This is a genomic window from Polyangiaceae bacterium, assembly GCA_016715885.1.
In the GTDB taxonomy this organism is placed as follows: Bacteria; Myxococcota_A; Polyangia; order Polyangiales; family Polyangiaceae; genus Polyangium.
In genome coordinates this window covers 307,355-325,804 of the sequence record JADJXL010000022.1, presented here as the reverse complement: position 1 = coordinate 325,804, position 18,450 = coordinate 307,355, and the positions used below count along the sequence as shown (strand labels likewise).

The window sequence follows — 18,450 nt, the reverse complement described above, 5'->3', positions numbered from 1 at the left end:
TCTCGCCGACCTCGGAGCATCCTCTGTTGTCGACATAACTGTTTCCGCCCCGGAGCAAGAGCGCGCAATCCCAGGCCGCCCGTTCACCGCAACGTCGTGGAATGACAACTGCGCCGAATGGGCCAAGCACACCAGCCGCGTTTTGCTCGTCCGCGTGGGCGACGACGAATGCGCGTGCCGTGACCGTGGTTCGCGTCAGCGCCCGGAGCCAGGTTTTGGCGTCGTGTGATGAGTTCGCAGGCTTGAGGTACGGACGCGGTGTCGCTTTGCCCGGATCTGGGCTGGTACGCCCCGGTCACGACGCACGTACATGCCTGCGGCATATGGCTGCGAAGCGCCGGTATTGGGACGCGGCGACGCGATGCCACGTGCGGCCGTCAGCACGGTGAGGTCGCCCGGCCATGTTTCCACCATGACTGCCGGGTCGGGCCGATTGTCGACGAAGTAAAGCTTGCGAAACAAGAAATCGCGCCATCCTGATTGTGGCTGCCCGGAATGATGCGTAGGCCGCCGTCTTCCGGGGTAATCCGCTCGAAGTGCAGGCCCACGTTGAGCATCGGGCCGGGGAGCTGTCCATAAAGGCGTCGCGCAGGCCAGTCGGTGTGCCACGCAAGGCCCGGGCGGAGGCTGCCTTTCGTGCGGATGTATCGGTTGAACACGACGCCATCTTTTCCTCGTGGCCAATGCGAGCGTCTTTGCCGACGAGCTTCCGGATGGGCTCGAAGCGAGCATCGGTGACGAATTGGCGGACGTAGTCGGAATGGACCGACAGAAAGCCCGTGCGCTGCAAGTAAGGTTTTCCCTGTTCGTCGCGACCGAACCAAATGGGAATGCCGTGGACCTTTGCGCCGCCCTTCGGCGAGGAACTTGCCTGCACGCGGTCGACTTCGGCGACGATGCGTGCGACCTCGTCGGGCGATGCGACCCGGGCAAACACGAGGTAGCCGTTTTTGTCGAGGTAGGCGCGCTGGACTGGTGTGATTTCGGCGCCGAGGCGGAAGCGGTGGTTCAATGGAAGCGCCGCGGCGACCTTGGCCGCCTCTTCGGGGGAAAGCGCGGCGTGCGGTGCTTCGTGGCTTGGATCGGGCAACTCGACGGCGGTGTTCATGCAAAAGCTCCGGGTAGGGCGAACTAAAACCAGATTTGCATGAATTGCAAGGTGCGGGCGCCGTCCGCCTCGACTTCGCCTTCGATGGGTCGATGGTCAGCGACAAGACCGCCGCAAGGTCTATTTCTTCTGTATGACGCCACACGCAATGCGCGCGCCCGCTGCCCCCGCGGGATCGGTCGTATAATCGTCCGGTTGTGCATGCACCACGATGGCCGTGCCATCGTCTGCGAGCAGGCTATTTTTTCCTTGGTCGAGCATGGCGCCCGGCGCGTACACTTCGATCTTTATCCGACCGTTTTGCGGAACGACGATATTGGGTAAATCGCCTGCGTGTGGGCCCGCGGGATCGCGAAAGCCGTGCTCGGCGCCGGTCGGATTGAAGTGTCCGCCGGCCGCATCGAAATTGGGCGTGCATGCGCCCTTTTCGTGAATGTGGAAACCATGAGGCCCTGGCGGCAAGCCGGATAGCTCACCCGTAATGAGGACCCCGTTGGGCGTGCTTCGAAGGTCGAGCGTGCCCAGGGTCTTGCCGGATGGATCCACCATTTTGGCGACCGCACCGTCGGCGGCGACGGCCGGTGCGGCAAGTGCAACAGTCGCGAACATCGCAGAAAATACGGAGCACAACCGGGTCATGGTACCTCCCCTCCAATGGCAGGCGCCCTGCGCGCCCCACTGTCATGTCTGGAGACGTCCCTGGCAACGGCAAGGGGTCGCATGACCGAAGACCTCGGCTGCGCGATCGAACACAAGCGCTCACGTCGACATTCTTTTGGTAGCCATGAGCATGAATGTTGGATTATGCTCGCGGCTCTTCCCAAGAGGAGCGTTTCATGAGCCAGTCACCGGTCGATTATCATCGCGACGGCGAAGTCGCCACGATCACGATGGACGACGGCAAGCGTAATGCGCTTTCGCCGCAGATGTTCAAAGCATTGAACGAGGCCATCGATCGCGCCGAGCGAGACGATGCGATGATCGTGCTGACGGGTCGGGTCGATGCATTCTCGGCAGGCTTCGACCTCAAGGTGATGCGTCTGGCGGCCCGGCCGCGGTGGGGATGCTCAACGGTGGGTTTGCCATGACGGCGCGGCCTTTGTCGTTTCCTCGGCCGGTCATTGCGGCGAGCAGTGGTCACGCGATGGCGATGGGTCTTTTGGTTTGCTGTGTGCGGATTACCGCATCGGCGCTGCTGGCGACTACAAATACGTTGCCAACGAGGTTGCCATTGGATTGCCCATGCCGCGGGTTGCGGTGGAGGTGATGCGATTGCGATTGCCGCCGGCGCATTTCCAGCGCGCGGCGACGCTGTCCACGATGTACACGCCCGAAGAAGCCGTCGCAGCAGGGATGCTCGATGAAGTGGTGTCACCCGACAAACTGCTCGAGCGCGCGTATGAACGGGCCGCGCAATTCGGCGAGCTCGACAGGCACGCGCATCGGGTGACGAAATTGCGTATTCGGGAAGATGCACTGAAAACGATTCGTCGATCGATACCGCTCGATTTGGGCGATGCGGTCGTCACGGGCGTACGCCGATTCATCGCGGCAAAGAAGACGGGGTCGGCGTAAGACCATGTCCGAGTCCAGCGATCGATCGTATGCAACAACCGAAGAGCCCGACGTCTTGATCGGGCATTACATCGGCGAAGTCACCGAAGCGGACATTCGACGTATGTTGGCTGTTCAGAAGGGTTGGCGCAAGTTTCCATCTTCGCGTGATGGGGACGATGTTTTTCCGCGCGGCAAAGCTCCTGACGGGTAAGCGATTTTCCTGTCCGCTTTTTCGACGATATGGCGCCGGCACGCCGCTGGTTCGACGAACGACGTCGAGAATTGGGCTTGCGCCGGTGAATGATGCGGCGAGCGACGCGAATCGCCGTTGGTCAAACGTCATCCGGTAGCGTTACTAGAATCTCCCCACCATGACAGAGCCTTTCCAGCGCGCCAAAAACTTGCCTGCGGCTATGCACCCTGTTTTCCTCGTTGCGACAAGACGCTCAACTGGCGCTTCCCTTGCATATGCGTGCCGCAACCTTTTTGCTGCAGGCACGCGTAACGTCGTGGCCCATTCCCCGCGCCAACCCCCTCAACCGTTTTCCGGCTTTTTCCGACGCACCGACCGTGATTGCAGCGCAGGAACGAATCGATCCACCTCGTCCATCCACAACCACATTCCCACACGACGCAGCTCCTTGTGGCGCATCGCAAGCAGCGTCCAGAATCGATCACGTAACGCCACAGCCTCGATCGCCGGATCCTTGCTCCGCGTACCCTTGGGCTTGAGGCGTTTGAGCAGCTCGGTACCCACGTTGGCTGCTTCCGTGATCTGCTCCGGCGTGACCGCCGTTTTCCGGCTATCGCCGTCGCGTGTTTGGTCAAGAGCGCCGCGAGATCGACGTTGTCTTGCGCCAAATCGATGGGCCCAGTGCCCGCTCGAATTCGCTCGGCTTCATGCGCCGGCAAAATTCCGGCGACGGCCAATGCTTCCGAGGATGCAAGCAGCAACGTGCGCGATGCTCGGGCCTTCTCGATCAACGCGCCGGTCGACCCGTCGCTCGTGCGATCCACCTGCGCAGCCGCGTAAATGACCGCAAGCGCCAAGTCGGGGAGCTCTTGCAGCGCAACGACATCCACGGTCGGCAGCTCCGCTTTGATCCGATCAGCGTGGGGCGAAATCGCGTCGAGGCCCATCTCGACGTTGTGCAACGCCAGCGATCCATCCGCGCGAAATGGGCGCACGTCGGCATCGGCCAGCGCTTCGGCCTCAGAAAGAAATTCCTCGTAGGCTTTTTGCGAGCCCACGATCTCGGGAGTGGGATTGGACATGATGCGCATTACACCGGAAGACGACCACGATGGCAAGTCCAAACTGCTCGACCGCCGAACGTCACCAAGTTGGTGACGCAGAAAGGGTCCACCATCGAGGCCCGTCACCCGCGTGGTCACAACGCAAGGTTGGACATCTGCCTGTCGTTACCAGCACGGCGACCACGGAAGGGTCGACATGCGATCGTCGTCGCCAGCGCGGTGACCACGAAAGGGTCAACAGGCGCACGTCGTCACCAGCGCGGTGACCGCGCATGGGTGAAAGCCCAGCTTCGCATCGGCGGCGTGCGCGGGGCACGATGGCGCCGCCCGCGCGGTGACGGTGTCTACCTGAGATTCTCGGGTTGGGCGCCGCATGCCCGTTGACACTATCCTACCGCTCCTTGTAGCCTCACAACGCATCGCACAACGGAGGGGGACATGCTTTACCGCTTCCTCTCTCTCACCATGCTCGTCGTGTTCGTAACGGTTGCGTGTGGCGATTCGTCGCACGGTCCTACATTGAAACTGCGGTCGTGATGAAAAGCAATGCCGTGTTGCCAAAGCTGCCTGCAGCTCCCATTCTGCCCGCAGCATTCACGGTGGGGAGGTTGTTGCAATCGTCTGGTGTTTCTCTGGCAGGCGAATACCAAATCGATATTCCGCTCGACGTTCCGCCGTCTCGAAGCGGGCATGGCACCGACGTTATCGCTGACCTATTCGAGCATCGCCGAGAATCCGAATGGAGTTACCGGCGACGAGCGGAACCAAGCGCGTAACAAGACTTCGACCCTCATCCGCATGACTCCTTCACCAAAGGAAAGTATGGTAAACGCACGCAACCAGCGCCATAAGGTTTCGAGCCGCCGGCGGTTTGCCTGGGCGACGTCGTTCGCTACAACGTTGGTCATGGGTGTGGTGCCGGCAGGATGCGCGGCGAACGGCGAGCATGCGATGACGCCCCCGCAGCCATCGGATCTATCTCAGGCATCGGAGCGGTCTCTTCCTCCAAGCATCATGGCTGCCCTTCAAGCATGCACGAACGGGCGGGTTTCCGACTTTCGCGCCACTCGTACGATATCGCCTTCAGGTCCAGGTGACAGCAGCACATGGTGTGGTCCGGGACGTCGAGCCGAACGGGAACCGGCTGGACGACGCGGAGCTCGAGGCATGCATGATCGAGGCGCTGGAGCAGATGTCGGTGCTCGACGTGCTGCCAGAGGATGAATCGTTATCATCGACGAATTCTGAAAGCATCCTACCGCATTCGCGCAGCCTCATCGGTGACACCACGATGCTGCTGCCTCATGTGTACGAGTTGATTCCGGTCGTCGTTGGTGGGTCGGGCGTGACGATCGTCGTGGGCGTCGGCGTTGTCGTGCTTGCTGCAGCCGTCGCGGGGCACATGTCGAAGGAGTGTCAAAAAGAGTGGAAAGATGCGAAGCAGAAATGCCTTGACCTCCTGGATTCTAATGATCCACCACGCAACGTGACTGGAGGTTATCTGGACACGAAAGAATGTGCTCGCGGCCTTGTTTCCGTGCGTTGCGGTGGCAACCGTATCGATAACGAAGGCCACGGAGCCCGCCCTGGAAGGAGAACGTGATGAGTGACACGCTGAAATCCCTGATCAATAAGATCAAAGTGCGTCTTGGCGCGGAGGATCCGGCTGCTTTCGACGACATGGCAGCGCTTGCCGAGCAATATCCAGATGAGCCAGACGTCTGGCGTGCACTCGCTTATGCCTATGAAGTGAGGGACGATTACACCGCCGCGATTGCAGCCATTACGCGGGAAATGGACCTCCGGCCTGAAAGGCCTGCGCTGTACTTCACGCGAGGTGGATATTTGCTCATGACAGCGGATTATGAAGGTGCGGTTGCCGACTTTACCAAAGGACTCGTTTTGGGCGACCAGATGGAGCATGAGCCCTACCGAGAGGTACTCCACTTTCTGCGAGCGGAAGCGTTCTTCCAATTGGGTCGAAAAGCCGAAGCGCGGTCCGATTTGGAGCATGTAAAGGATGACTGCGTCTTTTGGACGATCCAGGTGCGATCGAAGGCCGAACTTTTGGCATTGTGCGCGGAATCAGCGCGGTGACCGCGCATGGGTGAAAGCCCAGCTTCGCATCGGCGGCGTGCGCGGGGCACGATGGCGCCGCCCGCGCGGTGACGGTGTCTACCTGAGATTCTCGGGTTGGGCGCCGCATGCCCGTTGACACTATCCTACCGCTCCTTGTAGCCTCACAACGCATCGCACAACGGAGGGGACATGCTTTACCGCTTCCTTCTCTCACCATGCTCGTCGTGTTCGTAACGGTTGCGTGTGGCGATTCGTCGCACGGTCCTACATTGAAACTGCGGTCGTGATGAAAAGCAATGCCGTGTTGCCAAAGCTGCCTGCAGCTCCCATTCTGCCCGCAGCATTCACGGTGGGGAGGTTGTTGCAATCGTCTGCGTTTCTCTGGCAGGCGAATACCAAATCGATATTCCGCTCGACGTTCCGCCGTCTCGAAAGCGGGCATGGCACCGACGTTATCGCTGACCTATTCGAGCATCGCCGAGAATCCGAATGGAGTTACCGGCGACGAGCGGAACCAAGCGCGTAACAAGACTTCGACCTCATCCGCATGACTCCCTTCACCAAAGGAAAGTATGGTAAACGCACGCAACCAGCGCCATAAGGTTTCGAGCCGCCGGCGGTTTGCCTGGGCGACGTCGTTCGCTGCAACGTTGGTCATGGTGTGGTGCCGGCAGGATGCGCGGCGAACGGCGAGCATGCGATGACGCCCCCGCAGCCATCGGATCTATCTCAGGCATCGGAGCGGTCTCTTCCTCCAAGCATCATGGCTGCCCTTCAAGCATGCACGAACGGGCGGGTTTCCCGACTTTCGCGCCACTCGTACGATATCGCCTTCAAGGTCCAGGTGACAGCACATGGTGTGGTCCGGGACGTCGAGCCGAACGGGAACCGGCTGGACGACGCGGAGCTCGAGGCATGCATGATCGAGGCGCTGGAGCAGATGTCGGTGCTCGACGTGCTGCCAGAGGATGAATCGTTATCATCGACGAATTCTGAAAGCATCCTACCGCATTCGCGCAGCCTCATCGGTGACACCACGATGCTGCTGCCTCATGTGTACGAGTTGATTCCGGTCGTCGTTGGTGGGTCGGGCGTGACGATCGTCGTGGGCGTCGGCGTTGTCGTGCTTGCTGCAGCCGTCGCGGGGCACATGTCGAAGGAGTGCCAGAAACAATGGGAAGACGCGCGCGAGAAATGCGATGAGTTGCTATCTTCGCCCAATCCTCCTCGCAACCTGACCGGAGGCTACAAGAACCGCGAGGATTGCGCGCGCGGCCATGTTGATGAGCGATGCGGTGGCAACAAAATCGATTGGGGTCGAGCAGGCCGACCTGGAAGGAGGACGTGATGGACGACGGGTTGAAAGCCGTGATCATGGACATCAAAGAGCGGATTAGAGCGGAGGAGCCGACCGCTTTGGAAGCCGCCGTAGAACTTACCCACCGATATCCTGATGAGCCGGACGTCTGGAACGCGCTGGCGTACGGCTACGCACGGAATGACAATTACGTCGCCGCCATTGCAGCCATGACGCGGGTGATGGCACTTGCACGTCGCAAGCCATCGGTGTTTTTCAATCGAGGTCGCTATGCGCTCATGGCACGCGACTACGATCTTGCCGTTGCGGACTTCACGCAAGGACTCGTTCTCTGTGATGAACTGAATGACGATTACGACCGCGAGGGGCTCCACTTCCTGCGAGCGGAAGCGTACTTTCAGTTGGGCCGAAAAGCCGAAGCGCGTGCCGACTTGCAGCATGTGCCCGATGACTCTGTATCATGGACGCTTCAGGTGCGATCAAAAGCAGAGCTCTTGGAATTATGCGCGGAATCAGCGCGGTGACCGCGCATGGGTAAAAGCCCAAAAGTGCAGTCGTCATATACGCAATCGCCGCTCTACATCGCCCGCGCCGCGCAACCAGTGCACTCGATACGTCCCGTGGCGTGCGGGCGGCGCTTCATCGTGGCGAAGAAAACGACGTCCGCGTGAAAACCTCACCTCTCCGCCATCGCGTCCGGAAAGAGCCTGCGCAACAGCCACGATTGCACCAGCTTCTGCTGCTCGCTCGCCGAAAGCGCGTCACGCATGCGGCCCACGATCCACGCCGAAAACACGATGAACGACAGCGTCGAATACAGCATCGCCAAGAGCGTCGCCGTCTCCGGCAATGCCACCGCCCGCGCCAATATGATCAGCCTGTCCGCCTCGAACACGTACGACCGACCAAGTACCCCCGTCAATTCGCCAACGAAGGGCAGCGACGTAAACGCGACGAAGACGACGACGCCCACACGCCGCTCGTAGGGCGTCGCATGCATCGCATAAATCAGCATCGCGGACACCGCACACGTGGGCACGAGCGCAAACGGCCCAAGATAACAGCTCGATAACGCCACGGTCGCCGCCACGAGCACGGACAATGCAATCGGCACGCCAGCACCAATACGTTGCCGCCGCGAATAAAACAATGCAAATAACGCTGCCATCACATCCACGGCCGCCGTCGCGCCGACGGCGAGCTTGCTATGCACGCCAATGACGAATGCGAGCGGAAGCACCGCAAGCCACGCCCTGAGCCCATAAACTGCGCTCCGCAACGTCTCGGCTCGCGCCTTGTCCCGCGCCCGCTCGAGCTCCGGCATGGCCTCGGGCGGCACCTCCGTCGTGTTCACGATGAGCTCCACAAAGAGCCGCTGCGCCGCGCGATCCTCCGGATCGAGCGCCAGCCCCTGAATCACTTCGCGCACCGCCATGACGCGAGGCGACTGGTCGAGTGCATTCGCCACATCCACGCTCGCTTCGGCTTTCACCAGACCGCCCGCATGCGCCTCCGATTCCTTGAATGCTTTGGCACGCTCGACATGCGTCCGCGCCAAGTCCTGCCGCAGCTTGAGATCCCGATCTCCATCGAGATATCGCTCCACGCCCTCCGCAAGCTCGCGCGCCGACGAAAGGCGATCCTCGGGCTCCTGCGCGAGCGCTCGCATGCACAGCGCGTCGAGCTCCGGAGCAATCGATGGAACATGCTCGCTCGGCTGCGTCGGAACGCCCGAAAGCGCCGCGCGCATGATTTCATCGACGCGCGTCCCCGGACGAAGTCGCGATAACGTCAATATTTCAAATAGTATTGCGCCAAGCGCATACACATCGGCGCGCGCATCCACCGCGTCGTGCCCCGGGATCTGCTCGGGCGCCATGTACGCCGGCGTGCCCAAAAAGCGCGCCCTCGACCGTCAGCGCCGCGTTGTCCGACGTGAGCCCTCGGGACCGAACGGAGCTTCCCCATTTGGGCGGAGCAGGCCGAGCTTCGTCCACCTGAAGACTTCGTGCTTGCGCCGAAGGTGCTCGATGACGCGTTCGAGGGTATCGCCACGCACGCGTTTCATCGTGAAAAATGGGCGACCTTGGGGGTCCAAATCGAGGTCGTACACGGGCACGATCGAAGGATGTTCGAGCTGCCCTTGCACGCGCGCTTCACGCAAAAAACGAGCTCGCGCCGTCGGCGAATCGGTATCGGCGAGGAGCGTTTTTTTCGCGACGCGCCTGCCAATTCGAGTATCGCCGCTCAGGCGCACTTCGCCCATGCCGCCGACACCGAGGACGGGGCCTGCGTCGTAACGAGCGCGATGCGAGCGCGCCGAGCTCGCCGGGTCCGACGTCGACGGCGCCGGCACTGACCTCGCCGCTCGCAAGGGAAAACGGATCGTGGCTGGTCGCATCGACGAGCGTCACGATGGGTAGGTCGGGGAGCGCGGCAATGGTGGCGTCGAGCGGCCTTTGCGGTACTGATTCGACCGTGGGCGCCATGGGATCGAGCGCTGTGGGAGGGCCAGAGTGCGAGGGAGGAGCAGAGGCGCGCTTGGACATCGAGCGGACTGTACCGCGATGCGCGTGCAAAACGGAACCGTCAAGCAAGAGCTTCGCGCACCTTACCCGCGAACCCTGGGTCAGGGAGCGACGCGCTTCTGCGCAATGCGCCGCTTTCCTTCGAGCCAGGCAAACCCCGCATCGTAGACGACGTCGTGTCCGCCATCGAAAGCACGAGCGTCGTATTGCCAGACGTGCGCGACGCGCGCACGGGCGTGCCCGCAAGCGCATATGGGTCGGCTCGCCCGCGGGACTTCGTAGGGATGCAGGGCGCGTGGACGATTTCAGCTTCGGCAGAAAATCGTCTGCCAATTGGTCGGCGGCAATGGCTAGCTGATTGAACGCGGCAATGGCGTGCCGCGGATACACGATGTCGTCACGAACACCCGCGGCAATGTACATGGGCACGCCGGCTTGCCGAGCTCGCTCCAAAACGGCGCTCGGGCTACGTCTTTTGCATTCGGTAAAAGCTTTCGTACCAGCACGCGGCGCGCCTCCGCAAACGGCTTCGATGTTGCCCACGTAATGCCGGCGAGGCACATGTGCGACATTTTCGCGATACCAATCCACGATATCGTGAATGGGACACCATGCCACGACGCCGGCCCACATGTCCGGATGCCGGCCCGCCATGGCGAGCGCCGCGAGGCCGCCGCCGGAAAAACCCGCCAAATAGATGCGATTCGTGTCCACACGCGCATGCCGCTTGGCGTATTCCACGGCATCCAGAATGTCGCTCGTCACGAGGTCCGATACGCCAGCGGCGGCGTTTCTGTTTGGACCGCGGAAATTCGGATGAATGAAGACCCAATCTTTTTTTGCCGCGTGCAGAGCATAAGGAATGCCGATGTTCTGACGATAATCCGTGCTCCAACTGTGCAAGACGACGAGAAGCGGTTTTTCCGCGGACGATCCCGAATCGAAAAACATCGCACGTTGCGCCGATCCATCCGACGAAGATGGAAGCGTGACATCGCGCGCCCCTGGAACGAGACGTTTCCATGCTTTGGCGCTCATGGCGCCCTCGCCGCCCGGAAATCGCGACGCAAGCGTATGACTTTTAACGCTCATGGCTTTCGCTTCGAGTCCTTTGGGCTTGGGCTTTGCGTAGGCTCGAGATGCAACGCGGCCCGAAATGAGCGTCAAAAGAACCGCACACGTGAGGAGTGCCACGACAAACAAGGAACGTTTCATTCGATAAACCTCTTTGCCGCGACGTTAGCAAAATGGATGGCCCTTGCCATACGAGCGGCACCATGAATACACGCCCCAGGTCGGTGGCTCGGTTCGTCGGTACAGCCTTTGCGTGCGCATGGTGGAATGCTGGCCATCAAGTTCGTCCTGGTGAGCGTATTTTGACATTTGCGGTGCTTTTTCCGGCGTCCGCTCGTGGCGAAACCATAACGACCGGGCAACCTTTGCTGATGCTGGTCCCGGAATATCCGCGTGCCGTGGGTGGGCCCTTTCCATTTGGCGCGCAGGATCTGTCGGTATGGCGTACACGGGTCCCCCGAATCGAAGAGGTCGACATTCGTTCGAGCCTCGATAAAACAATACAAAAAGCTCTGTTTTATACGCCAACGGGCGATTCGCCAAAGCCGCTGCTCGTCGTGCTGCATAGCTGGAGCGAAAACTATTTGCAAAATATTGGCATTCCTTATGCCATTTTTGCCGAACGAAATGGCTGGGCGCTCATTCACCCGGATCATCGCGGTCCTTATCGCAAACCCGAAGCGGTGGCCTCCGAGCTTTCCCTCGGAGACGTGCTCGATGCGGTGGAATACGCCAAAAAACGCGCTCGGATCGATTCATCACGCATTTATTTGGTGGGTTATTCGGGCAGCGCCATGACGTCGCTCGTGCTGGCGGGCAAACATCCCGATATATGGGCAGGTGTGGTTTCGTGGGTGCCGATTTATGATTTGGTGGATTGGTACGAATGGATGCAAAAAACGTCGCCCGAACGGCATTATGCGGGCGAGATCGCGGCAGCTTGCGGTGGCCGCCCCGTTCCGGGAAGCCCGGCCGAAAAGGAATGCCGGCGGCGAAGCCCGAGCCAATATTTGTCGAATGCACGCGGACGAGTTCCCATTTATTTGGGCTTGGGCATTTGGGATCATCTGGTTCCGCCAAACCATGCACTTCGAGCATTCAATGATCTCGCATCACCGAACGAACGTATTCCGGAGGGTCAACTGAGGGAGCTCGACCGAACACGTCGCGTGCCCCCATGAGCTTGTATTTTCAGGGAAACGACCGCTTTATGAGCAAGCGGGGGCCAAGGTGCTTCTCGAAAGGTCGAGCCTTGGGTCGACGGTGACCATTTTTCAAGGAGGTCACGACATCATTTACAATGCGGGCCTCGCGTGGCTTGCGGAAAGAAGGCGGTGACTGGTCATTGACAGCACGCGCCGTCGATGGGGCATCCCAACGTGCCGCACGAGCCGCTCGCGCAATCGGCATTCGAGAAGCATCGCGTCCCCTTGGCTCCCGCAACGCACGCACCATTCGTGCAAACGCCGCTCCAACATTCACCGTCATTGGTGCAGCCCTTACCTGCGCGGCATGGCAAGCAATCTCCACCACAATCGACGTCGGATTCCGCCGCATTCTGTGTGCAGTCGGCGCAATGGGGATTGTCCGGGTCTGCGCCTTCGCACATGTCTCGACCATTCAGCGAGATACAATACCCGCGCGAAACCGGACAGTAGCTACTCAGACAATCGGAGTCCATGCTGCAACCACGTCCGTCAGAACAAACGTCACATGAATCCCCGCCGCAATCGACACCGGTTTCCGTGCCGTCTTGCACGCCATTGAGGCACGTCATCGCCGCCCCAGAACTGCTGCTACTGCTGCTGCTACTACTCGCCGGCGTGTCGTCTGTATCGGGTTCGTCTACGCGATTGTGATCCTCCCACGGTTCGACTCCGAGAACTTGCTCGCACCCCGCCATTGCAGCAAGGGCCACGAACGCCCAGCCAACGCAAAATATGGAACGCATGTTCAGTATTCTTCCCCGTATTGGGGCGTTTGGCAAGACTTTTAGAAGCGCCCGACGAACTGCGCTCCCGCAACGTCCCGCCCCGCCCATGGAACGAACTGAACATGCTGGGCTTGGGTCTTTTCTCGCGCCAGGGTGGGCGATCGATTCGGCAAGAGTGCCAGCACGAGCGCGGTGCCGGCGCCGACCACGCCGATGCCAAAGCCAACGTTGGCCACCGTCGCCGCCGCAAACGCTTGCTCGCGCAGTTCCTTGCCCTTTTGACACGTAGCCGCCGAACCGCAGGACTGTTCAATCGGGATGGATGCGCTGTTTTTGCTGGCCGCCGAGATGGCGAACGCGGCGCTCATGCCAAAACCAACGAGCCCCACGCCACCGGCCACAATCGCGCCGATACGTTGCGGCGAAGGCGCAGTCGGTATCACCGGTTTGTCGGGGCGAAAGGGCGCCGTCGATGCCGTCGCAACTCGATCGGGATCGGGGACTTCGAGCTCGGCGGTCTTGCGCGACGTGGCGATGAGCGTCGCACGGAATTCCGGTTTATCCGGCCATCGAACGACGATTTCGTACGTACCCGGATCAACGGGCACGACGATGCCGAGATCTTCGGGCATCAGGCGGATGCCATTTCGATAGATCATCACGTTGGGATGAGGTTTGGCCAAACGCACGAGCAGCCGCGGCAATTCGGGCTCGAGCGCCTTCACGCGTTCCCGGGCAAACGCTGCGCGTTCATCGCCCACGGCCTCGGCGCGCGCCGCCGTCTCGCCGTATTCGCGCCATGCCGTCGCCGTGCGCCCCTGCTGCTCGTGACACGCCGCGAGCAATCCAAGCGTGCCGATCGCAGGATCGAGCGCGTCGCTCTCTGCGAGTTTGTCGCACGCTTCGAGGAACTTTCCTTGCTCCAAAAGTTGTTTGCCCTCTTGGAACAACGCATCCGCACGGGACATCTCCGGAGGAGGCGTTTCCGCAGGCGTTTCCACGGGAGGCGTTTCCGCAGGCGGCTCGTCGGCGCGAGCTGCATGGGGCACGAGCGCAAGCATCGACGCGAGCACGATGGCGAGGCTATTTCCTTTTACCACCAAACATCTCCACGGAAGTTTTGACCGAGTCTTTGGGTTGTCGCACAGGCCTGGTGCCAGCCGGAGTCTTGGACGTTTTTGCCGCGCTCGTAGCAGACGCTGATGCCGCCGGAGTCGCGCTTTCCGTGGGCGCTGCGGCGGTCTTTTGAGGCGCTGCTTCGACGATGGGCGCTGCAGCGACAGCCGAGCTCGACGAGCTATCCGCAACGACCGTCGGTTCATCGTCGCCCATGCCGAATACGAGGGCGACGACGATGATTGCGGCCACCACGGCGCTCGCTGCAACGATGATCGCCGTGCGTTTGTTTCGAGCGCGGTGCGCGTCGAGGCTGCGCGTGGAGCTGGTCAGGGCCGAGTGGGTCTCCATCGCGGGTCGCGGCAAATCCCGCGGCAACGTGGGTGCTTCGTCCGTCGGCGCGCGCGACGTCCGGCTCGGCTCGGGATCCACATGAGCGTTTGGCGTGACAAGCGCTCGAGCAACGAGCTCGGCGCGCGTGCGAGCGTCGGATCCACCAAAGGGGGCAATGGCTGCGGCGAATGCTGCCAAATCCGGAAAACGATCCGCCGGGCGTTTCGCCATCGCGCGCACGAGGGCTTCGTCGAGCTTGGCAGGTACGTCAGGACGAACCACTCGAACATGCGGAGGAGGATGGGTCGCGATGACGACGATGAGCTGCGTGACGGAGGGTGCCGAGAACGCCGGCTGGCCCGCGATCATTTCGTAGAGAATCATGCCGAGGGCGTGTTGATCACTGCGCGCATCGACGTTTCTTGCACTTTGGATCTGCTCGGGCGACATGTACTGCGGGGTGCCGAAGACGGTCTCGGAGCCGGTGAGTCCTGCGTGATTTCCGGTGTCTTCCTTCGACAAACCAAAATCGAGCACTTTGAGCACGCGCGGGCGCAGCGGCCTTTCGGCGAGAAAAAGATTTGCCGGCTTGAGGTCGCGATGCACGAGGTTGTATGCGTGCGCCATGGCGACGCCTTCGCACGCTTCGAGCATGAGATCCACGGCCTCCGCGATGGGAAGCTTGCCGCGCATGTGAAGCTCGGCATCGAGGTCACGACCGACGAGACGCTCCATCACGATGTACGGCTCGCCGGTTTCGGTCATGCCGACATCGCTGACGCGCGCGATGTGTTCCGACGGCAAAGTCGCTGCGATCCGCGCTTCGCGGAGGAACCGCGCGACGACATCGGGCGACCGAGCATGCTCGGCGTTGAGCAGCTTGACGGCGACGGTTTGGCCCAGCGCAACATGCGTCGCTTCGAGGACGACGCCCATGCCGCCGCTACCGAGCTGCCGCTCGATGCGGTATTTCCCCACCAGGAGTGTGCCAGGCTGAGCACCCAACATTGCCCGGGCAGAGCTTACTACGGGTTCGTCGCGCAAGGAAGCGGGTTCGAGGCTGGGTCGGGATCGACCCGGGACCGGGGCAGGATTTGTATGCTCGCTACGCGCGCGTGGGACGCGCGCTTCGCGAGATTGGTCACGATGGGGGGCTCGCAGGCGGCTCTTTGAGTCTTTTGGGTCTACGACCCAAAAGACGAGCCGACTGCTCTGCCCCCCATACCCCCCGAATTGCCTTTCCCCAATTCAGAGGCGCTCTACTACCGCTCGTCCGATGTCCAATGCACGCGGAGAAGGCTCTCTTCGGACGGCACGCCGACGCGAAGAGGAAATCCATAATGGCCGGTCCCTCGATGCACGTACAATCGATTACGACCGAGAGCCCATAGGCCATGATCTGGAATCTGCGTGAACGTGCTGACGAACGTATGGGGCAATCCGAGCACCAAAAGACCGAGCTGACCACCGTGGGTATGCCCGCCGAAGACCAAGTCGGCTTCTCCGTCGGGCACGTGCCGAAATGCACCCGGATCATGCAAGAGCACGAGGCGCTTCATTCCTTCAATGCGCGGGTGCCGAGCGAAAACTCGTTTCATCCGTTGTGCTCGGTCGCGGAAATGAAAATCGATACCGAGTATTTGGACCGGCCCGGCGGGTGTTTCCACCGTGCGCTCTTCGTCGATGAGCAGCGTGGCGCCAATGTCGTGCATCGCTCCCGCGACGGTTTCGGGAGCTTCGTGATCGTGATTGCCGCGACACGCAAATACTCGCCCCGGAAGCTGCGCCAGAGGTTCGAGCGCCCTTGCAAGCGACGCGCGAGCTTCGTGGGACTCCATGGTCAAAAAGTCCCCGGTGAGCAATACGAGATCAGGCTCGGCTTCGACCGCTCGCTGTGCAATCGAACGAAGACGTTTTTCCGACATGAACGGCCCGAGATGCGGATCGGTGATTTGCACGATACGCAAAGGACGCTCCTGCCTGCCCGATCCCAGAGAATACCGCTGTAGCATCGGAGCATGCTGGTCATCGAGCACGATATCGGTTTCTTCGAAACGATGCCGCAGGCTTTGCACGAGCCCGAACAGCGCAATCAAATAAGGAATGAAAAAGCCATGGGGCGTGAATCCCACGGCCGAGACGATGGCCCATGGGAGCGCGAGAAACGTCGCCGCTGCGAAATACGAGGCAGGCACGCTGACGAGCGCTCGGTACCAAACGGGCCGCATTTTGGGCACGGCGAGGAGCGCAAAGTGCACGTACACGGCGGCATGAAGAAATGCGTAAATGGGAAGGATGGGCTCGAATACCTTCGCCATTGCAATGGCAATGAGCGTATGAATCGTCAGAAGCACGCCGACGAAGGTGGCATACAAACGACCACGGACGATCCGTGCGAAGAGGACGACGAGGACCGCAAGACCCGCGGAAAACCAGGGAAATAGTGCCAGCACGAGGGTACAAATAACACGTCGCCCACACTGCGCGAGGGGTTTTGCAAAACTTTACAGGCGAGCCCACGTGCTCCAAAGCCTCTTTCGCTCGAACCGCACGTAACCCTTGCAGCCGCTCGGACACGAGCGTAAAGGGCGATGCCGTACCGCTCGGAGGTCTTCGCCATGGTTCTGCAACGTCTGTCTTCGATCTCGCTGCTCACGCTCGTTCTTTGCGGCACGATGCCAGGGTTTGTCCTGGGATGCAGCAGCGGCGAACAAGCCGGCGAGCCTGGTCAAGGTCCAGCAGGACCACCTGGAGCGACAGGACCCACAGGACCCGAAGGTCCCATCGGCGTAACAGGGCCAACAGGTCCCGAGGGACCCATGGGTCTGCCAGGCGTAACCGGACCCACAGGACCAGAAGGACCCATGGGACCGATGGGCCTCGAAGGTGCAATGGGTCCGGCTGGGCCGATGGGTCCGCAAGGGCTGATGGGGCCGGCTGGGCCTGCGGGGCCAACGGGAGCCACGGGGGCGCCAGGTGCGGCGGGAGCAACTGGGGCAACTGGGGCGGCAGGCGCGACGGGAGCGACCGGGGCAGCGGGAGCTACGGGCGCGACAGGCGCGACAGGCGCAATGGGGCCGACGGGAGCGACCGGGGCAGCGGGAGCTACGGGTGCGACAGGCGCAATGGGGCCGACGGGAGCCATGGGGCCCGCTGGGGCGGATGGCGCAACGGGCGCAATGGGACCGGTGGGACCGACGGGGGCAATGGGGCCGGCGGGACCCGCGGGTGCGACGGGGCCGGCGGGGAATCCGGGGCCTCAGGGGCCCGCGGGACCGCCTGGAGCAGGCGCATACATGGAGGATGTCGCGTCGTTCGCTGGTTTCACCACGTCAACGCATACCGGCAACATAGGAGGTCGGCCAGCGGCGCATGCGATTTGCGCGTCTGAATTCGCAGGCGCTCACCTTTGCCATATTTCCGAATACATTCTTTCCAATTCCGCGACGACCGTTCCGGCCACGGGTGCGTGGCTCGATGCGAGCGTCGATCCGGCTGACAGCGTGACCATCGAGGGATCCTACCGGTTTGGCCGAAACACCAATTATTCATGCGTGAGCTTCACCAGCACGAGCACCGGTAATTACGGCACGTACGTCGGAGCGAATGGCGAAGGCATCTACGGCGGAAGCACATGCCAAACTGCGCGGCCGCTTGCTTGTTGTAATGGCGCACCAAAGACCGTCTTCGCTGGCTTCACGGCATCGACGTCTACCGGCAACATGGGCGGGCGCCCGGCCGTCCATGCCATTTGCAATGCGGAATTTCCGGGCGCGCACCTCTGCCATGCCGCCGAATACATCCGGACGAATTCTGCAACGCCCATTCCCGCGTCCGGTGCGTGGCTCGACGCCAGCGTAGACGATGGCGATTCCATCACCATCGAGGGAGCCCCGAGCTTTGGGCGAAATACCAATTATTCTTGTGTCAGCTTCACCAGCACGAGCACCGGCAATTACGGCACGTACGTCGGAGCGAATGGTGAAGTCATTTATGGCGGCAGCATATGCCAAGCCTCCCGCCCGTGGCTTGCTGTTATTGAACGCCCTCGCGCAATGCTTCGAGCGCCCTCCAACAACTCGCCCCAAGCGCTCAACTCCTCGCCCAACTTTGCGCTTCCGTTCCCGCCAAATCCATGTTAGAGGGC

At 61.3% G+C, this 18,450-nt stretch carries 18 protein-coding genes and 1 pseudogene; 9 read left to right on the top strand and 10 right to left on the bottom strand.

What is annotated here, in order from left to right; genetic code table 11:
• Positions 1-377: 377 nt before the first annotated feature.
• Positions 378-1,253 carry a phytanoyl-CoA dioxygenase family protein gene (locus IPM54_33435; GenBank protein ID MBK9264674.1) on the bottom strand — a complete coding sequence of 292 codons (876 nt, stop codon included), beginning with the start codon at positions 1,251-1,253 and terminating at the stop codon, positions 378-380.
• Complete coding sequence (locus IPM54_33430; protein ID MBK9264673.1) at positions 1,229-1,747, bottom strand: superoxide dismutase family protein; 519 nt, start codon at positions 1,745-1,747, stop codon at positions 1,229-1,231. Before IPM54_33430 ends, IPM54_33435 begins: the two co-directional genes overlap by 25 nt.
• Positions 1,748-1,944: 197 nt before the next feature.
• On the opposite strand from IPM54_33430, the pseudogene IPM54_33425 reads away from it, so the two are divergent.
• Together IPM54_33425 and IPM54_33420 are read left to right on the top strand one after the other, a co-directional pair.
• Positions 1,945-2,683 (top strand): annotated as a pseudogene (locus tag IPM54_33425) (crotonase/enoyl-CoA hydratase family protein).
• A 4-nt stretch (positions 2,684-2,687) separates the two neighbouring features.
• Positions 2,688-2,876, top strand: coding sequence for a hypothetical protein (locus tag IPM54_33420; GenBank protein ID MBK9264672.1), 189 nt, complete (start codon positions 2,688-2,690; stop codon positions 2,874-2,876).
• 200 nt (positions 2,877-3,076) lie between these two features.
• Here IPM54_33420 and IPM54_33415 read toward each other — a convergent pair whose 3' ends face one another.
• Positions 3,077-3,940, bottom strand: coding sequence for a hypothetical protein (locus tag IPM54_33415; GenBank protein MBK9264671.1), 864 nt, complete (start codon positions 3,938-3,940; stop codon positions 3,077-3,079).
• Positions 3,941-4,455: 515 nt separating this feature from the next.
• On the opposite strand from IPM54_33415, the gene IPM54_33410 reads away from it, so the two are divergent.
• From IPM54_33410 to IPM54_33400, 3 genes are all read left to right on the top strand, one after another.
• On the top strand, positions 4,456-4,698 hold the full coding sequence (locus IPM54_33410) for a hypothetical protein (protein MBK9264670.1): 243 nt from the start codon (positions 4,456-4,458) through the stop codon (positions 4,696-4,698).
• A 395-nt stretch (positions 4,699-5,093) separates the two neighbouring features.
• Positions 5,094-5,525 carry a hypothetical protein gene (locus IPM54_33405; protein ID MBK9264669.1) on the top strand — a complete coding sequence of 144 codons (432 nt, stop codon included), beginning with the start codon at positions 5,094-5,096 and terminating at the stop codon, positions 5,523-5,525.
• On the top strand, positions 5,525-6,019 hold the full coding sequence (locus tag IPM54_33400; protein ID MBK9264668.1) for a hypothetical protein: 495 nt from the start codon (positions 5,525-5,527) through the stop codon (positions 6,017-6,019). The genes IPM54_33405 and IPM54_33400 overlap by 1 nt, the downstream gene beginning before the upstream one ends.
• A gap of 445 nt (positions 6,020-6,464) precedes the next feature.
• On the opposite strand, the gene IPM54_33395 is transcribed toward IPM54_33400, so the two are convergent.
• Positions 6,465-6,659, bottom strand: coding sequence for a hypothetical protein (locus IPM54_33395; GenBank protein MBK9264667.1), 195 nt, complete (start codon positions 6,657-6,659; stop codon positions 6,465-6,467).
• Between the two features lie 105 nt (positions 6,660-6,764).
• Here IPM54_33395 and IPM54_33390 point away from each other — a divergent pair, with 105 nt between their 5' ends.
• Together IPM54_33390 and IPM54_33385 are read left to right on the top strand one after the other, a co-directional pair.
• Positions 6,765-7,349 carry a hypothetical protein gene (locus IPM54_33390; GenBank protein ID MBK9264666.1) on the top strand — a complete coding sequence of 195 codons (585 nt, stop codon included), beginning with the start codon at positions 6,765-6,767 and terminating at the stop codon, positions 7,347-7,349.
• Positions 7,349-7,843, top strand: a complete 495-nt coding sequence (locus IPM54_33385) for a hypothetical protein (GenBank protein MBK9264665.1) — start codon at positions 7,349-7,351, stop codon at positions 7,841-7,843. The genes IPM54_33390 and IPM54_33385 overlap by 1 nt, the downstream gene beginning before the upstream one ends.
• Positions 7,844-7,995: 152 nt before the next feature.
• Here the strand turns inward: IPM54_33385 and IPM54_33380 are convergent, their stop codons facing one another.
• Both IPM54_33380 and IPM54_33375 read right to left on the bottom strand, forming a co-directional pair.
• Positions 7,996-9,216 (bottom strand): hypothetical protein, encoded by a 1,221-nt coding sequence (locus IPM54_33380; protein ID MBK9264664.1) that lies wholly within the window; start codon positions 9,214-9,216, stop codon positions 7,996-7,998.
• A gap of 18 nt (positions 9,217-9,234) precedes the next feature.
• Entirely contained in the window at positions 9,235-9,720 is a 486-nt protein-coding gene (locus IPM54_33375; GenBank protein ID MBK9264663.1) for a hypothetical protein, read from the bottom strand.
• A gap of 1,404 nt (positions 9,721-11,124) precedes the next feature.
• Between IPM54_33375 and IPM54_33370 the strand changes: the two genes are divergently transcribed.
• Positions 11,125-12,102 carry an alpha/beta fold hydrolase gene (locus IPM54_33370; protein ID MBK9264662.1) on the top strand — a complete coding sequence of 326 codons (978 nt, stop codon included), beginning with the start codon at positions 11,125-11,127 and terminating at the stop codon, positions 12,100-12,102.
• A gap of 161 nt (positions 12,103-12,263) precedes the next feature.
• Here IPM54_33370 and IPM54_33365 read toward each other — a convergent pair whose 3' ends face one another.
• The 4 genes from IPM54_33365 to IPM54_33350 form a co-directional block, all read right to left on the bottom strand.
• Entirely contained in the window at positions 12,264-12,872 is a 609-nt protein-coding gene (locus tag IPM54_33365) for a hypothetical protein (GenBank protein ID MBK9264661.1), read from the bottom strand.
• Positions 12,873-12,913: 41 nt separating this feature from the next.
• Positions 12,914-13,927 (bottom strand): hypothetical protein, encoded by a 1,014-nt coding sequence (locus tag IPM54_33360; protein ID MBK9264660.1) that lies wholly within the window; start codon positions 13,925-13,927, stop codon positions 12,914-12,916.
• A 10-nt stretch (positions 13,928-13,937) separates the two neighbouring features.
• On the bottom strand, positions 13,938-15,311 hold the full coding sequence (locus tag IPM54_33355) for a serine/threonine protein kinase (GenBank protein ID MBK9264659.1): 1,374 nt from the start codon (positions 15,309-15,311) through the stop codon (positions 13,938-13,940).
• 254 nt (positions 15,312-15,565) lie between these two features.
• Positions 15,566-16,768 carry a metallophosphoesterase gene (locus tag IPM54_33350; GenBank protein ID MBK9264658.1) on the bottom strand — a complete coding sequence of 401 codons (1,203 nt, stop codon included), beginning with the start codon at positions 16,766-16,768 and terminating at the stop codon, positions 15,566-15,568.
• A 153-nt stretch (positions 16,769-16,921) separates the two neighbouring features.
• Here IPM54_33350 and IPM54_33345 point away from each other — a divergent pair, with 153 nt between their 5' ends.
• Positions 16,922-18,445: a collagen-like protein gene (locus IPM54_33345; GenBank protein MBK9264657.1), complete on the top strand. Its 1,524-nt coding sequence runs from the start codon at positions 16,922-16,924 to the stop codon at positions 18,443-18,445.
• Positions 18,446-18,450 lie beyond the last annotated feature (5 nt).

Excerpts from the sequence above, each read along its gene's own strand:
- IPM54_33375 (MBK9264663.1), bottom strand. The coding sequence starts at position 9,720 with ATGCGACCAGCCACGATCCGTTTTCCCTTGCGAGCGGCGAGGTCAGTG.
- IPM54_33400 (MBK9264668.1), top strand. The coding sequence starts at position 5,525 with ATGAGTGACACGCTGAAATCCCTGATCAATAAGATCAAAGTGCGTCTT.
- IPM54_33420 (MBK9264672.1), top strand. The coding sequence starts at position 2,688 with ATGTCCGAGTCCAGCGATCGATCGTATGCAACAACCGAAGAGCCCGAC.
- IPM54_33385 (MBK9264665.1), top strand. The coding sequence starts at position 7,349 with ATGGACGACGGGTTGAAAGCCGTGATCATGGACATCAAAGAGCGGATT.
- IPM54_33395 (MBK9264667.1), bottom strand. The coding sequence starts at position 6,659 with ATGACCAACGTTGCAGCGAACGACGTCGCCCAGGCAAACCGCCGGCGG.
- IPM54_33430 (MBK9264673.1), bottom strand. The coding sequence starts at position 1,747 with ATGACCCGGTTGTGCTCCGTATTTTCTGCGATGTTCGCGACTGTTGCA.
- IPM54_33355 (MBK9264659.1), bottom strand. The coding sequence starts at position 15,311 with ATGTTGGGTGCTCAGCCTGGCACACTCCTGGTGGGGAAATACCGCATC.
- IPM54_33415 (MBK9264671.1), bottom strand. The coding sequence starts at position 3,940 with ATGTCCAATCCCACTCCCGAGATCGTGGGCTCGCAAAAAGCCTACGAG.
- IPM54_33365 (MBK9264661.1), bottom strand. The coding sequence starts at position 12,872 with ATGCGTTCCATATTTTGCGTTGGCTGGGCGTTCGTGGCCCTTGCTGCA.
- IPM54_33405 (MBK9264669.1), top strand. The coding sequence starts at position 5,094 with ATGATCGAGGCGCTGGAGCAGATGTCGGTGCTCGACGTGCTGCCAGAG.
- IPM54_33345 (MBK9264657.1), top strand. The coding sequence starts at position 16,922 with ATGGTTCTGCAACGTCTGTCTTCGATCTCGCTGCTCACGCTCGTTCTT.
- IPM54_33390 (MBK9264666.1), top strand. The coding sequence starts at position 6,765 with ATGGCTGCCCTTCAAGCATGCACGAACGGGCGGGTTTCCCGACTTTCG.
- IPM54_33370 (MBK9264662.1), top strand. The coding sequence starts at position 11,125 with ATGAATACACGCCCCAGGTCGGTGGCTCGGTTCGTCGGTACAGCCTTT.